This is a genomic window from Sphingobacterium sp. N143, assembly GCF_030325625.1.
In the GTDB taxonomy this organism is placed as follows: domain Bacteria; phylum Bacteroidota; class Bacteroidia; order Sphingobacteriales; family Sphingobacteriaceae; genus Sphingobacterium.
The window spans coordinates 55,641-71,593 of sequence record NZ_JACAIS010000005.1 but is presented as its reverse complement, the minus strand read 5'-3'; the positions used below and the strand labels follow the sequence as shown (position 1 = coordinate 71,593).

Here is a 15,953-nt window from a genome sequence, read left to right as displayed (position 1 = left end):
TTGTTATTTTAATTTTCTTGTGCTAATTTTTTTCTTTTGACATCTGCCGAGACCATGATACTTACTTCATAGAGCAAGAACATCGGTGCGGCCACAGTCAGCATCGTGATAACATCCGCCGAAGGGGTAATGACCGCTGCGATCACCAAAATAATGACTGTTGCATAACGACGGCTTGCACGCATAAATTCTGGTGTCATGATACCTATTTTGGAAAGAATGAAAACCAAAATAGGAAGTAAAAAAACAATTCCACAGCCTAGGGTCAAGGTAGCGATAGTCGATAGATAATTGTCTATGGTAATCTGATTGACAATTTCATCACTCAAGGATACATTGGCTAGGAAGTTGATGGATAGCGGTACAACAATAAAATATCCAAAAAGTGCCCCTAAAAGAAACAATACTGTTGCATAAAAAACGAATCCACGGGCAGAACGTCTTTCCACATCGGTCAAAGCGGGTTTTACAAATAACCAAATTTCGAATAGCAGATAGGGGAATCCCATCATCAAGGCCATCAATAAACAGGAGTTGATCTGGAGCATAAACTGCCCTGCCAATTCGGTATTAATGATATTGAAAGGAATCTTCTTAACGCAGAAATCGGCCAGATTGAAGGCATCTGCTGCTTTGCACATCATACGGTAGGTCCAAAAATCTAAATTTTTAGGTCCCATGATGATATCATTGAATACGAAATCATAGAATGTGAAAGCGATACCAGCAAAGATACAGATAGCGATGGCAGAACGGACCAAATGCCATCTCAAGACCTCTAAGTGATCGAAGAAAGACATTTCCGCTTCGATATTCTTTCCTTTATTTTTAATAGCTTGTATAAGATCTTTCGAATTAGGTGTACTCATAAAAATTGTTTGGAAACAAAAATACCATTCTTATTGTAAAGAATGGTATTTTTTATGTATGTAAAGATAATTTTATTTAATCTTCTACAGGATATTCAGTTAGGTCAAAAGTTTCCATAAACTTTGTTGTGAAATTGCCGGCTCTAAAGTTAGGGTCACGCATCAATCTCAAATGCAAAGGAATGGTTGTTTTGATTCCTTCAATCACGAATTCGCTCAAAGCACGCTCCATGGTAGAGATCGCTTCTTCACGTGTCTGTGCCACACAGATCAATTTAGCAATCATGGAGTCATAGTTAGGCGGAATGGTATATCCAGCATATACGTGGGTATCAACACGTACTCCATGCCCACCTGGAGAATGGAAATAGGTGATTTTTCCCGGAGAAGGACGGAAATTATTGAATGGATCTTCTGCATTGATGCGGCATTCAATCGCATGCATTTCCGGTTCATAATTTTTCCCGGAAATCGGAATCCCTGCGGCAACTTTAATTTGTTCTTTAATCAGGTCAAAATTAATAACTTCTTCTGTAACAGGATGCTCTACCTGAATACGTGTATTCATCTCCATAAAATAGAAGTTACGATGTTTATCGACTAAGAATTCGATTGTACCAGCTCCTTCATAGTTTACGGCTTTAGCACCTTTTACAGCAGCTTCACCCATGGCAGCTCTTAATTCAGGCGTCATGAATGGAGATGGAGATTCTTCGATCAATTTCTGATGGCGGCGTTGGATAGAACAGTCGCGTTCTGAAAGATGGCATACGGTGCCGAATTGGTCACCGACAATCTGAAATTCGATGTGACGAGGTTCTTCCACATATTTTTCGAGGTAGATACCATCATTACCGAAAGCTGCTGCAGCTTCCACACGAGCCGAGTCCCAAGCAGGTTCGAACTCTTCGTCTTTCCAGATAATCCGCATACCACGGCCACCGCCTCCGGCAGTAGCTTTAATGATGACCGGATAACCGATTTCTTTGGCTAAGGTGATACCTTCCTTGACAGTGGAGATTAGACCATCAGATCCTGGGACTGTAGGCACACCAGCCTGTTTCATGGTATCTTTAGCTTGCGATTTGTCGCCCATTTTCTCGATTTGTGCTGCTGTTGCACCAATAAATTTGATGCCATATTCAGCACAGATCGCTGAGAAGCGAGCATTTTCAGATAAGAAGCCATATCCAGGGTGAATTGCATCTGCATTAGTCAATTCAGCCGCCGCAATAATATTTGGAATGTTTAAGTAAGAATCTTTACTCGGTGGCGGACCAATACAAACTGCTTCATCGGCAAACCTTACGTGTAAGCTATCTCTGTCAGCAGTTGAATATACTGCGACACTTTTGATGCCCATCTCACGGCAAGTACGAATGATGCGCAAGGCAATTTCTCCTCTGTTTGCAATTAATATTTTTTTAAACATTGTCTTGAATTATGAAGTTTGCTAAAATGTAGCTTTTACAGCTACATGGTATTCATTTACGTTATTGTAAATTACTTAGGCTCAACCAAGAATAATGGTTGATCGAACTCAACAGGTTGAGCATCATCCACCAAAATCTTAACGATTTTACCAGAAACTTCAGATTCAATTTCGTTGAATAATTTCATTGCTTCAACAATACATAGTACTGATCCTGTATTGATGTCATCACCAACATTGATAAAAGATGGCTTACCAGGGCCAGCAGAACGGTAGAAAGTACCGATCATAGGCGATTTGATTGTGATCAGGTTAGCATCGTTGTTTGCTGCAGCAGGCGCAGCTGGAGTAGCTACAGGTGCTGGTGCAGCTGCTTGTGCTACTGGAGGAGCGGCAACGGGTGCAACAGTTGGAACTGTAGCTGTAACATACGTTGGCTCTTGATTTGTTTTTATTGTAATTTTAAAATCTTGCTCTTCAATTGAGACTTCATTCACACCTGATTTTGAAACGAATTTAATCAAGTCTTGAATTTGTTTGATATCCATACCCATAGTATTCTAGGTTTTGTTTGTTTCTAAAAAAAATTCTAACTGTCAAAAGTAATAAATTATACCATAAAATGGTGTAATTAATACGCCCATTTTAAATAGATGGATCCCCAAGTGAAACCACCACCAAACGCTGCAAGGATGAGGTTATCTCCTTTTTTCAATTGAGATTCCCATTCCCATAGACATAGGGGGATTGTACCACTGGTGGTATTGCCATATTTTTGGATGTTTACCATGACTTTTTCTTCTGGGAGGCCTACTCGTTCTGCGGTAGCGTCAATAATGCGTTTGTTGGCCTGATGTGGAACTAACCAAGCGATATCTTCAGATTTCAGGTTGTTTTTCACCATCACTTCATGGGCAACATCTGCCATATTGGTAACCGCAAATTTGAAAACGGTACGTCCTTCTTGATAAGCATAATGCAATCCTGCATCTACGGTAGCATGTGTTGCAGGGTTTAACGACCCACCCCCCTTGATGTTAAGGTACTGTCCACCTGAACCATCGGTTTTTAAGATGGCATCTTGTATGCCCAATCCTTCTTCGTTCGGTTCCAGTAAAACACAACCACAGCCATCACCAAAAAGGATACAGGTGTTGCGGTCCTGATAATTGATGACTGAAGACATCTTATCTGCTCCAATCACCAGTACTTTTTTGTGTGTACCGGCCTTGATAAATTGTGTTCCGGTATTGAGGCCAAATAAAAAACCTGAGCAAGCGGCTTGAAGATCAAATCCCCAAGCATTTGTCGCACCGATCTTGTCCGCCAAAATATTTGCTGTAGCAGGAAACAACATGTCTGGCGTACTGGTACAAAAGATAATTAAATCGATATCTGTCGCCTCAATGCCTCTCTTTTTCAATAATCCCTGAACAGCGGGAACTGCAAGATCTGAAGTAGCTAAGCCTTCCCCTTTTAAGATGCGTCTTTCTTTGATCCCTGTTCGTGATACAATCCATTCGTCGTTGGTATCGACCATTGTTTCCAATTCTTTATTGGTAAGGATGTAATCTGGAACGTAACCATTTACAGCCGTAATTGCAGCGTGAATCTTTGACATAAATATTCTAATTGAAAATAGATCTGATACTGTCAATGAATTTCGACTCGATCATATCTCTTGAAAATAAAACCATATTTTTAATGGCTTCCGGTGTTGAAATACCATGGCCAATAATGACAGGAGCATTCACTCCCAAGATTGGACTACCACCATATTGCTCGTAGTTGAAACGATCGAAGAAATCATCTTTGAAGCCTTTTTTGAGGGTTACAACATAGAATGATTCTGCGAGTTTCAGTACGACGTTGCCCGTGAAACCATCACAGACGTAAACGTCAGCATGGTCGGTGAACAAGTCACGGCCTTCGGCATTTCCGATAAAGTTAATCTTGTCGTTGGCTTTAAGTAGGGGGTAGGTAGAGGTTGTTAGGATGTTTCCTTTTTCTTCTTCTTCTCCAATGTTCAATAGCCCTACTTTAGGGGAAGGTACATTGAAAACGTGTTCGGCAAAAAGGCTGCCCAATATTGCAAATTGATTCAGCATCTCAGGTTTGCAGTCTGCATTTGCGCCGACATCCAATAAGATTCCAAATCCTGATTTCAATTTTGGAACGATTGATGCTATCGCAGGACGCAAGACACCTGGAATTGCTTTAACGCTGAACATCGATCCCACGAGCATAGCACCGGTGTTGCCAGCAGACGCGAATGAGTCGATCTCTTTGTTTTTTAAATATTCAAATCCCTTTGCAATACTTGAGTTGGGTTTTTGAGTGATTGCTTTGGTTGGATGTTCACCCATTGCAATGACTTCTGGAGCTTCCACATATTCGAAGTCAGATGAATTTCCTCCGGCTTGATCGATTAATTGTTTAGTCTCTTCAGTTTTACCAAAAAGGACTATCTTTTGGTCTCCAGTAAGCTGTTTTTGTGCTTCAATAGCACCTGTTATCGTCGCTTTAGGAGCATAATCTCCTCCTAAAATATCTAAACCAATCTTCATCCGTTATTATTTAGTAAATCAATAATACGCAAAAAACATCCCAAAATGAAGCAAATTTCTAAAATATTGCTTGTTTGGGATGTTTCGGTGTTATGAAAGGTTTACCTTAGACAACAGCTGTATTTTCAATGATCAATTTACCGTTGTAGTACAAATTGCCGTCTACAGTATATGCACGGTGAGGTAAATGCACTGCACCAGTTTCTTTACATACTGTCAAGCTCGGTCTTTCAGCTTTATAATGTGTTCTTCTTTTGTCTCTTCTTGATTTAGAAGTTTTACGTTTTGGATGTGCCATCTCGTATTTTTGTTTTTAGTTATTTTTAATATTTCTCAATGCTTCCCAACGTGGGTCGATAATTTCTTCTTCATTTTGCTCTTCTGAACCAGGCTCATTCGTAAACAAAGCCAGCATTTCAGGATCGCATTGTATGCCTTTTCCCTGTTCCTCACATTTGACGATATAGGGAACCGCTAAGTTGATGTATTCGTACAACAGCTCAGCAATATCCAATTCATGATCACTTTTAGACAGGATCAACACTTCTTCGGTGTTGTCAGTCCAATCTTCATCGGTGAATTTAACCAATATCCGTTCTTGAATTGAAATCGGTGACATAAATTCTTTCAAGCAAGTATCACAGGTTAATTGAATTTCACCTTGGATATCAAAATGCAAAATCAACAGATTTTCTTGTTTTTGCAATTCGACTTCTGCTTTCAGGTTGCCATCTTTTACAATCGAATGTTCGTAGCAGTCAAAGAACTTTTTATTAATGTCAAACTCAAAATTGTGCTTTCCAGCGTTGAGTCCCGAAAAGGGAATTCTGTATTGTTTTAGATGTTTCACAATCTTGCATTTGAGCCTGCAAAGGTATGTATAAATTCATTAGGATCGAAATATTTTTTTAAATATTCCGATTGAATGCCTTACATATACCAAGAGCACGACTTATTCATAATAATTTTTACCTAACTCTATCTTTTCACGGCCATTTGCCATACGCCATTTATTGGTGTCACGTAGTGAATAAGCACAACCACAGTATTCCTGCATATAGAATTTCTCTTTTTTGGAAACTTCCAACATACGGGCTGAGCCACCCTTTTTGCGCCAGTTGAAGGTCCAGTATTCCATACCCTCGTGACGGGAAGCTGCTCGAAGACCGCAGTCGTTGATCTGCTCCATGTTTTTCCAACGCGATATGCCCAATGAGCTCGAAATTACATCAAAGCCATGTGCAGCGGCATACTCTGCTGTTTTTTCAAAGCGCATATCGAAGCACATGGTACAACGGATGCCGCGCTCAGGTTCCTGTTCCATGCCTTTGGCGAGCTCAAACCAATGGTCCACATCGTAATCCGCATCAATAAATGGAATATTATGCTTCTCCGCAAACCGTATATTTTCATCCTTGCGGAGATCATATTCTTTGCGTGGGTGAATGTTTGGGTTGTAGAAATAAATCGTAAAATCGATATCTGATGCAATCAGTGCTTCCATCACCTCACCGGAACAAGGGGCACAACAGGAATGTAAAAGCAATTTTTTGCCTTCTCCTGGTAATGTCAGCTTCTCCCGTACAAATTCCTTATTTTCCATAATCGTATGTGATGTCAAAAACAAAGGCAATTTTAATCAAAAAGTAGCGAAATGACAAATATTTCCGTTCTGGATAGTATGGTTTGCCGCCAAAAGTATGATTTAAATTCATTGATATTCTGCATATATTAGTAGATTTGTATGTTTAGTGCAATAAGCTATTTATAATTAAAAAATTATATGAAATTTTCATTTCAATCCTATGTTGTTCTTTTCTTTATCAGTTTGCTGGGTTTTGCATCCTGTAAAAAACTCGATGATGAGCCAGCAAGAGAAGCAACACTGATTTCCAGACTATACGTTTCTTTTTTGGAATATGATGGTTCCGGTGAATCAAGCATCAAGAACCTGATGATCGTTGACCCTGCAGATACGAATGATATGAGTAATATCTATCAATACCTTTCACCGGCGAAAGGTGGAGGGCCAATTATCTTTGATCCACGGATCAAGGCTATTTTTCAGGGCAGTGCAGGTGATAATGCACTTCAGGATACCTTTATCCGGATGATTCCTTTTCAAAGTGATGCGTATGGTATTCCAGGTACGGCAGGCAACATTGGTTATCGTGGCTTTAGCAATGTGAGGGGATTGGCCTATTATATTTATTCGCAGAGTACAGGCACTGGTGGGACGGCAGCGAATACCGAATTTATTCTTGCTGCGACGAATAATGGTACCAACTCCACCTTGTATGCCATTAGTTCACCAAGTGGAAAGGTCGGATCAAGGGGAGGAGCCAAGATTGTGGATAAGCAGATTAATTTGGGTAATATCCGTCCAACTTCCATGACCCTGATCAATGGTACAAGTGATAACGATAAACTGCTGGTGATCGGGTTTAACCAGGAAGGAAGTGAACAGAAACCGGGTTTTGCAATCTACAAGGGGCTGATGCAGGAATTGATCGAAAGACCGCGAGATACGATAGTCGCAGCAAATAGATTCCAGCCTGCGATGAAATTATATGTCAAAGGAAAATCGAATTTAGGGGCGATATCCTACGCGCCACAACGTAAATTATTTGCTGTGACTGCTTATAGTGGTACTGCAAGTAATCCGAGTGCAGGTGAGGTGCTGTTTTTTAATGATCCTGATAATTTATTTAAGCCTGATGGTACTGCAGAGAGGGATATCACTGCAGACAGAGTGGTCGGTGGATTGCAGACAGGGCTGGTGCAGCCTCAGAGTGTCGCCATCGATGATCGTAACGAAGAAGGAAAGTTTTTTTATGTCTCGGATAGAAATACCCGCAAAATATCGCGTTTCCCATTAAACGCTGAAGGAAATGTAAGCCCGGATATAGCGCCTACATTTGGTAACCTGACTCCAAATTATATCTTTTTGGATGCCCGGTCTGCCAATAATTTTTAAGAATATAGCAGCTCTCAGGCAAGCAATTCGAACAGTGCTCTGATTTCCTGTTGTTTGCCTGAGCTTTCGTGTTCCTCATAAGCGGACATCAGATTGCGCAGGGCCCGTTTCAGAATAGTCACATTATCACATGGGTAGGTGAATTCGCGATCGGGATTAAGGTTCAGCTGCTTCAAGAATGAATTGACATCACTTTTTTGCATCACCTGCCCACGATTAAATGCATTGATGTAAAACAACACACTTTCATTGCCTTCCTCATCAGCATCCATATAAGCTAGGATAAAATGTTTGGGCAGGTTAATGCCATATATGGGGATATCCAGTTTTTGTGCAATAATGCTGTAGATACAGGATAAAGTCAATGGATTGCCCTGCTTGGTGTCGAGTACCTGTCCGATGTAAGAGTTCTGTGGATGGTGGTAATCTTTGGTGTTTCCAGAAAGGCCAAAAGTGCTAAAAAGCACATGGTTCATGAGGTTGACCTTTTCCAGCGGACTCATATCATATTGTAAGCCGCGCCATACCTCCGTTTTGAGATCTTCGATCGCAAGTACAATCTTATGGTCTTCATAAGAAGGATATTGATAGTTATTGAGGATAATCAGCCCTTCCAAAAGATTGAATGAATTGCTCAGGTTCCAGATCTGTAGTTCATTTTTGGTCTGGTCAAATTGAATTTCATGGATAATATTTTCCAATCGTCCTTGTATCCGCGGATCAAAGCTAGATTCCCAGAAACGCTCCAAATAGGGAACAATCTCAGGACCTTGACTTTTTAACTGATGTTCCACTTCCTGAATAATCTGTTGGTCGGTGTCGTCCAACAAAGATATTAACGATTTCAGCTCTCTCTCATTCATCATAACGAAGTTAAAAAATAGATCTGAGAAATGGACATAAAAAAATCCCTACAGTCATTCATGTACCAAGTAGGGATTATTTAGGTTAAATTGGTTTATAATTATTTGAGCTGTCCATCCAGCATATTGATAATTCTTTTGCCGTATTCTGCATTTTTTTCGGAATGTGTCACTTGTATGATCGTGACACCATCCTCATTCAATTGTTTGAACAGGTCCATGATTTCCTCTCCCTGTTTGGAATTGAGATTTCCGGTAGGCTCATCGGCCAACAGCAGTTTGGGCGAACCCGCCAATGCACGGGCGATGCCGACAATCTGTTGCTGCCCTCCGGACAGCTGCGCTGGAAATAGATCTTTCTTACCTACAATGCCGAAACGGTCAAGCATATCGGCCACAATGGCTTTACGCTCTTTGCTGGAAATGTCTTTATAGATCAGTGGGGTTTCTATGTTCTCATATACTGTCAATTCATCCAAAAGATGATAAGCCTGAAATACATAGCCAATATGTGACTGGTAAAGCTGTGTCCTTTTTTTTGCTTTCATCTCCAATACATTTTCGTCCATAAAGATATATTCACCTTCATCCGGTTCGTCCAACATACCGATAATATTCAACAGGGTTGATTTCCCTGAACCTGAAGGCCCCATAATGGATATGAAATCACCTTCTGCTATATCTAAACTGACATCTTTGAGTACAAATGAACGAGTACCACCTACGTTATACCACTTGAATAAATGTTTTAATTGTATCATTTTCTAGTATTGAGATTTTAGTATTGCGTATGGAGATTTTGGTTGTACAAGCCTGGGCTTACCTATATCTCTTTTTTATTTTGTCTTTTAATTTTTACTTATTCATCCCGCAGGCTATCTACCGGATTTGTTTTGGCAACTTTCAACGATTGGAAGCTAATGGAAATCAATATTAGGATAAATATGCAAAATATCGGGATCAAAAACGACCACCATTTTATATTGACATGGTATGCAAAATTGGAAAGCCATTTGTCCATGAGTAAATAAGCTAAAGGAAGGGCTAGTCCGGTGCCGATCAGAAATAACCTGAAAAACGGTTTATTCAATTGGAAAAAGAGCAGCTGTGTCGAAGCTCCGAGTACTTTGCGGATACTCATTTCTTTTTTGCGTAATGCGGCCTGATAAGCGGCCATGCTGAACAGGCCCAATGCGGCGATAATAACCGAAAGGCTCGTGAAGCTATTAAAAGCAACCTGTAGTTCTTGTTGTTTTTTATGCTGTAACGCATATTGCTGATCCATAAAGGAGTAGTCTAAAGGCAGATCTTTTGCAGATGTATTTTTTATCCATTCTTTCTTGACTGTCTCAATTGCCCTGTCGACCATTCCCGGTTTTGTTTTCACCATCAGTGTCGTTTGGAAACGCATGTTCCCACACTCATTTTTAAAAGAATAGAGGGTGGGCTGAACGGCATTTTCAAAGCCATAGGCTTTACTATCTTTGACGAGGCCGACGATTTCGAACTTTGCGTCACAGCCACTGATTCTAGCGCCAATGGGATTTGAAAGTCCTAAATTTTTAGCGGCAGATTCATTGATGACCGCATAGTGGGAAAGGGAGTCACGGAGTAACTGATCCATTGACAGATTGCTACTCCCTTGTAGATTAGGGATATTTAATGTTTTGAAATAGCCCGGATCGATACCGACATGAGCAAAGGAAACATTCTTTTGTGCATAGGAGAATTCCATTTTGGGCGGTTGTTCCCCTTCTCCTGGGATATTTGTTGCGGAAGCCACGGCCGCAATGCCCGGGTCATTTTCTAATCGCCGCTTCAATTGGTGGAAAGAACCATCAATTTTGGAGTCGTAATACATGCCCACTCCCTTGAAATTGACTACTTGTGCTGGTTCAAATCCTTTATCTGTATGCTGCATATACTGAAGCTGCGCCCGAATGACCAACATACCTGAAATAAACAGAATCGCCATGCTGATCTGGAAAGTTAGTAAGGCATTTCGGAATGTTCCTTTTTTAAGTATTGAGGATAATCCACCTTTGAGCAGATTGACGGATTTAAAACCTGAAAGGACTATGGCAGGGTATATTGCGGAAAGGATTGTTGTTAATAATACTGCCACACAGAGCTGGATAATGGTTTCAGAACTTAAAATATAACTTCTCAGATCATCATTGAACCATCTTTGTAATATGTTGCCGGTAAGTGCCAAGGTCATGAAGCTCAATACTGCCGCACTGCTGGTCAATATAAATACTTCTAGTAATAATTGCCTTACGATAGCCCAGCGCGAACTTCCCAATATTTTTTTGAGGGCAAGTTCTTTCAGGCGTTGATCGGCTTGTGCCATAATCATATTCGCAAAATTGGCGGATGCAAGTAGGAGGATCAATAGGGAAAGAATACCGATAATCCACGTAATGATATAGGCGGTGTTGCTTCCGGTTTTCGGTCGCAGGTGCAGGTTGGCCAATGGATCCAAATAGATCTTGCCTTTGGCATAACCGGAAGAACGTATTTTATCTTTTGGAGCGATTTGTTTGTGATAAATCGTGTTGATCTGATCGGTCAGCTTAGCAATATCTGTCCCCGGTCTGACCTGAATAAAAGTCTGGTATAAAAAAGGATTATTTTCAGCAAAGAGATCCTGTGGTTCACGGATAAAAAGAAGGTCGTAATCAATCATCGAAAGACCTTGCTTTTTGATGATACCGTAAATCATCTCCTGTACACCCAGATCAAGGCTCATAGACGGAATGGAATGGGGGCTGTCAAATGTTAAATCCTCCTTTTTGAAAAGCTGTTCGGCGATAGGACTTTTGACCATGGTCGCATCCTTTTGATCTTTGTTTTTGTAGAGCGGTCCGTTGGCATTTTCTACCTGAAAGATCCGGGCGGCAGAAGAATCTATTAATGCAGCATTTTTGATCAGTACCGTCTTCTCCCCAAAGAGTGGATAGCTACCATAGTTGTACACGATTTTTCTACCGGCATAGATGATATCTGGTAAATTTTGTTTTAGCAATGGAGCTAGGGAAGGAGACGTTTCGTCGGTAAACGAACCTTCAGCTTCAAGGCCAATTTGATAGATATCCCTATAGTGCGGATTCCATTTATCGTAGCTCGTCTCTCGATTGATGTATTGATACGAAAGGATAAAACCTGTAAAACCCAAGGTCAACCCAAGGATATTTAAGATTGTGAAACCTTTATTTTTTAAAAGTTTACGCCAAGCTAGTTTGAAATCATTTGTTGCCATTTTTACAGGATATTTATGTTAAAACCAATCCGAATCAACTCCTTTGATGAAAATACAAACCCCTTGCCATTGTTTTAACGGTTTTATTATAAGAGTTTTAACTTGGTTTAATTTTGTTCGTCTGTTCGATTTCGGACATTTTACGTCCACAATCGAACATGTCAACAGTTATTCATCGCGTAAACTATCTACTGGATTGGTGCGAACGACTTTCCAGGTCTGATAGCTGATGGTCGCCAGTGCGATCAAGATCGCACTGATGCCAGCAAGTAGAAAGTAGAGCCAGTTTATCTCTATTCTATAGTTGAAATCGGTAAGCCATTGGTTCATTGCCCACCACGCAACAGGTGTGGCAATGACCAAGGCAACAAACACCAGTTTTATAAAATCTCCGGAGAGCAGCCTAAGTAACCTGATTGAACTCGCACCTAGTACTTTACGTACACCGATCTCCTTGGTACGCTGCTGTGTGACGTAGGTGGCCAAACCAAATAGACCGAGGGCAGCAACAAAAACGGCGACTAGGGCGAAACAGGTAAAAATATTCTTGGTACGCTGTACATCTTGATAAAGACTTTCGAAACCTTCATCCAGGAAACTATAGTTTATTTTTTGGTTTGGTGCAAACTTGTCCCACACTGCCGTGATATGGGCCAATGTCTGTTTCAGATGTCCGGGTTTTACTTTAATGGATAGGAGCGAAGGGCTGCCCCTCAATACCATACAGAGACCACCAAATCCGTCACCCTTTAAGGATTCGAAGATAAAATTGTCTACAACACCGACGATGGTCCATGTACTGCCATTGGTAATTTTCGCCCCTAATGGATTTTTTAATCCGAGATTATCGGCCATCTTCTGGTTGATGATGGCTGCGGTACTATCGGTGGCCATTTTAGGATCAAAGTTTCTACCCTTGTTCAAGTGGAGCCCGAATGTTGAAAGGTAGTCCTGGTCTATTTCCCAGAATTGTCCCTGTGAGGCCATATCCTGCTCTCGCCTGCCTTCGATCCAAAAAGGGTTGCCATTTCGTTTAGCCCCATCAATGGGAACAGGCAGGAAATCGCCCAGGGAAATTGAAGTGACATTGGGAATGGTCTTTAGTTCTTCTTTCAGACTCGGAAGCTTATCCCCCAATGAACCAATGCCTCGCAGTACGAGGACCTGATCCTTATTAAACCCCAGGTCTTTCTCTAATATGTAACGTATTTGCTGATTGCTGACGAGAGCACCCACAATCAGGATGATTGAAATAGCAAACTGAAAAATAACCAGACTATTTCTGAAAATAGAAGATTTCGTACCTGTAGCATTACTTTTTAATGCAGAGATTGGTTTAAAGCGGGAAAGATATAATGCCGGATAAATACCCGCGAGTCCCCCGATAATAAAAATGGAAGCTAAAAGTGATGGGAAAAAGTAGATGGAGGTCCAAGGGATTGTCAAAGCTTTATTAGCCAGGTTGTTGAACAATGGAAGAAGCAACCAGCTGAGTAATAGTCCAGCGATTAATGACAGCAGACTATAACAGATCGCTTCAACAAGAAATTGTCCGATCAGGAGCTTTCTTGAGGAACCGATGGTTTTGCGGATGCCGATTTCTTTGGCTCTTGTCACGGCGTTGGCCGTCGATAAGTTGATAAAATTAATACAGGCGATCAACAAGATGAATAAGGCAATGGTAGCAAAGGTCCAGACCATGCGATGATCTCCCCTGTTTAGCGTACTGACCTTATCGTCGTTGATATCCGAAGATTCTAAATGAATATCCAAAGCATTTTGTAAGGTAACTTTTGCCTGTTTGAACAAGGGGTTGAGTTTACGACCGGTCTTGAGGTATTCGGGTAGATAGTGGATTTCCAGATAATTTTTTGAGATTTCTCTTTCAGCTGCGACAACGTTCACTTGCGGTTTTAACTTGACATACACCGTGTAATTGTTATTGATCCAGGCCATTTGCTCACCCGGATAAAAAGGTTCGCCAGCAAGTGACATAAAGAAGCTGTATCCAGCTAATGTTGAGTTTTTTGGCATATCTTCAATAACCCCAGTAATGGTATATACTTTGGATTTATTGTTATTGAGATAAATGGTTTGTCCGATTGGGTTGCTATTGAAATATTTTTCCGCTTTACTTCTGGTAATAACTAATGTATTGGGATTATCAAGTGCATGCGCCAATTGACCGGAAACCATGGGCATCGGAAACATATCAAGTATGGACTGATCAACATAGACAAAGCCCTCATCATAATAGCTTTCGGGATTGTTGTTTAGCGAGAGTTGATTGCTCCCGGCCCCAAATAACGGGGTTGGAAGAATGCGGCCTGTTTGTTCAACAGCGGGAACCTCAGCTTTCAATGCAGGTGCCACAGGCGCTGAAAGAGATACCCAGCGCTCGGTCTTGTTTTCGATGGGCATCTGAACGATCAGGCGATAAATTCTGTCCATATCTGGATAGAATTTATTATAGCTTGTCTCGTGTTTAATATATAAAATGATGAGTATACAGATGGCAATACTAAACGCAAATCCACCGATCTTGATGAATGAATATAGCTTATTTTTTGCCATATTCCGCCAAGCGATTTTGAGATTATTTCCTATCATGACAGAAACTTTTAAATGTCTGGTTGATTGGTCCAAATTATAATCAAACAGACGCTTACGCCAAATTCAATAGTGTTGCCATTTATTTAATGTATTGATGTTTAGTCTTTTATGTTTATATCGCTTAGTTTCATCTGTACGATATCGAACAGTTTGACGTTCAGTATCGTACAGGCATGCTGGGGTGCATGTCGAAGAAGAAAGGACTACTCCTCAATCGCTTTCAGCTGGAGATGTTCACAAAGTTCGAACATCATTTTTGCGGGATCTGTATCAATTGCCAAAGCAATCAAATACATTTCGTCCAGGCGCAGTTTAGCTGTTTCTGTCATGGTCAGTTCGTTGATCCTTGCCTTGCTCAACCCAGTTTTACGGGCAATCTGAGATTTATTTACAGACTTCTTTGTTAAAAATTCACCTAGTTTGGTCATTGCTATATTTTTAAATACCTATCTTTTGTATAGATAAATATATAAAATGTAATTTTTATTTATACAAATATTTTTGTTTTTAAAATATTTTCTATTATTTTGTATTGAAAATCTATACTGTCTAAATGTGCCGAAGATGAAAATACCGAAACTTCAAAAAACAAAAGTGTATAGGAGAAGATGTGAAGAGTTAGATATACTAATCTATTATCGCATGCTGCTACAACGTATTTCGCGGCACCTGTCGCCTGAGGAAGTTTCCTTTTTAATGGGGAAACCATTGGATTTTGTGCGAAAAATTGAGGCGTTCAAAATCAATCGAATTTTTGTTCATGATTTGGTTACCATGTATCATGTACTAGAAATAAATAGTATGAGTGCCATGATGCCTTCTGGAGTAGAAATATCATCACAAAAAAACTTATATGAATTGCATGTGACTGCATTTGCTGACCGGGTTATTTATGAGTTGTATAAAGTTGATGTTGAGCAGGATCAAAAAGTAATCGAATTTAAGTTAATCGATATACGTCATGATATTGATCATTATAAAGTTTCAACAGCAGACGAGCTTGAAAAGATAAGGATCTTATTGAATGAGCAAATTGATGCAGGATTTTTTAATGAGGAAAGACAGCCGTATGAAATCCATAACTTGTGTTGTACGGAACTCAGACAATACATACATCCTAAAAATCTGATGTTAGTTTTAGATGAATTATTTCAACGCAATGATGAGTCAAGGATTGTTCGTAAAGAAACTGGATACGGATTCGGCTATGTTTTAGCTGCTCACGAAAAATCGACTGAAAAGAAATAAGCAATTTTTAGCTGTTCACTGGGAACAGCTAAAAATTGCTTCAAAGATCCTAAGCCGTAGGTACACCAATTATAAACTTTCATTCCCAATCTGTCAATAATAAATGCACTTTTTGCGAGCGT

General features: G+C 40.3%; 15 protein-coding genes. 2 read left to right on the top strand and 13 right to left on the bottom strand.

The window, feature by feature from the left end; all coding sequences use genetic code 11:
- Positions 1–8: 8 nt before the first annotated feature.
- From tatC to HX021_RS11215, 8 genes are all read right to left on the bottom strand, one after another.
- On the bottom strand, positions 9–869 hold the full coding sequence (gene tatC, locus HX021_RS11250; protein WP_286590414.1) for a twin-arginine translocase subunit TatC: 861 nt from the start codon (positions 867–869) through the stop codon (positions 9–11).
- Between the two features lie 76 nt (positions 870–945).
- Entirely contained in the window at positions 946–2,301 is a 1,356-nt protein-coding gene (gene accC, locus HX021_RS11245) for an acetyl-CoA carboxylase biotin carboxylase subunit (protein ID WP_286590413.1), read from the bottom strand.
- A gap of 71 nt (positions 2,302–2,372) precedes the next feature.
- The gene (accB, locus tag HX021_RS11240; protein ID WP_286590412.1) at positions 2,373–2,855 is read right to left on the bottom strand and encodes an acetyl-CoA carboxylase biotin carboxyl carrier protein; all 483 of its coding nucleotides are present in this window, start codon (positions 2,853–2,855) and stop codon (positions 2,373–2,375) included.
- 77 nt (positions 2,856–2,932) lie between these two features.
- On the bottom strand, positions 2,933–3,922 hold the full coding sequence (locus tag HX021_RS11235) for a beta-ketoacyl-ACP synthase III (protein ID WP_286590411.1): 990 nt from the start codon (positions 3,920–3,922) through the stop codon (positions 2,933–2,935).
- A 7-nt stretch (positions 3,923–3,929) separates the two neighbouring features.
- On the bottom strand, positions 3,930–4,868 hold the full coding sequence (gene plsX / locus HX021_RS11230) for a phosphate acyltransferase PlsX (protein WP_286590410.1): 939 nt from the start codon (positions 4,866–4,868) through the stop codon (positions 3,930–3,932).
- A gap of 106 nt (positions 4,869–4,974) precedes the next feature.
- Positions 4,975–5,166, bottom strand: coding sequence for a 50S ribosomal protein L32 (gene rpmF / locus HX021_RS11225; protein WP_081818039.1), 192 nt, complete (start codon positions 5,164–5,166; stop codon positions 4,975–4,977).
- 15 nt (positions 5,167–5,181) lie between these two features.
- A complete protein-coding gene (locus HX021_RS11220; protein WP_286590409.1) occupies positions 5,182–5,718 on the bottom strand; it encodes a YceD family protein in 537 nt (178 codons plus the stop codon).
- Positions 5,719–5,820: 102 nt separating this feature from the next.
- Entirely contained in the window at positions 5,821–6,471 is a 651-nt protein-coding gene (locus HX021_RS11215) for an epoxyqueuosine reductase QueH (protein ID WP_286590408.1), read from the bottom strand.
- Positions 6,472–6,651: 180 nt separating this feature from the next.
- Here HX021_RS11215 and HX021_RS11210 point away from each other — a divergent pair, with 180 nt between their 5' ends.
- Positions 6,652–7,845 carry an SMP-30/gluconolactonase/LRE family protein gene (locus tag HX021_RS11210; protein WP_286590406.1) on the top strand — a complete coding sequence of 398 codons (1,194 nt, stop codon included), beginning with the start codon at positions 6,652–6,654 and terminating at the stop codon, positions 7,843–7,845.
- Between the two features lie 14 nt (positions 7,846–7,859).
- On the opposite strand, the gene HX021_RS11205 is transcribed toward HX021_RS11210, so the two are convergent.
- The 5 genes from HX021_RS11205 to HX021_RS11185 all read right to left on the bottom strand — a co-directional run bounded on the left by HX021_RS11205 (position 7,860) and on the right by HX021_RS11185 (position 15,011).
- On the bottom strand, positions 7,860–8,711 hold the full coding sequence (locus tag HX021_RS11205) for a transglutaminase-like domain-containing protein (protein WP_353621033.1): 852 nt from the start codon (positions 8,709–8,711) through the stop codon (positions 7,860–7,862).
- Positions 8,712–8,809: 98 nt separating this feature from the next.
- Complete coding sequence (locus HX021_RS11200) at positions 8,810–9,469, bottom strand: ABC transporter ATP-binding protein (RefSeq protein WP_286590405.1); 660 nt, start codon at positions 9,467–9,469, stop codon at positions 8,810–8,812.
- A 98-nt stretch (positions 9,470–9,567) separates the two neighbouring features.
- Positions 9,568–11,970 (bottom strand): ABC transporter permease, encoded by a 2,403-nt coding sequence (locus HX021_RS11195; RefSeq protein ID WP_286590404.1) that lies wholly within the window; start codon positions 11,968–11,970, stop codon positions 9,568–9,570.
- A gap of 168 nt (positions 11,971–12,138) precedes the next feature.
- On the bottom strand, positions 12,139–14,580 hold the full coding sequence (locus tag HX021_RS11190; RefSeq protein ID WP_286590403.1) for an ABC transporter permease: 2,442 nt from the start codon (positions 14,578–14,580) through the stop codon (positions 12,139–12,141).
- 206 nt (positions 14,581–14,786) lie between these two features.
- Complete coding sequence (locus HX021_RS11185) at positions 14,787–15,011, bottom strand: helix-turn-helix domain-containing protein (protein WP_286590402.1); 225 nt, start codon at positions 15,009–15,011, stop codon at positions 14,787–14,789.
- A gap of 136 nt (positions 15,012–15,147) precedes the next feature.
- Between HX021_RS11185 and HX021_RS11180 the strand changes: the two genes are divergently transcribed.
- Positions 15,148–15,831 (top strand): hypothetical protein, encoded by a 684-nt coding sequence (locus HX021_RS11180; RefSeq protein WP_286590401.1) that lies wholly within the window; start codon positions 15,148–15,150, stop codon positions 15,829–15,831.
- The last annotated feature ends 122 nt before the right edge of the window (positions 15,832–15,953 follow it).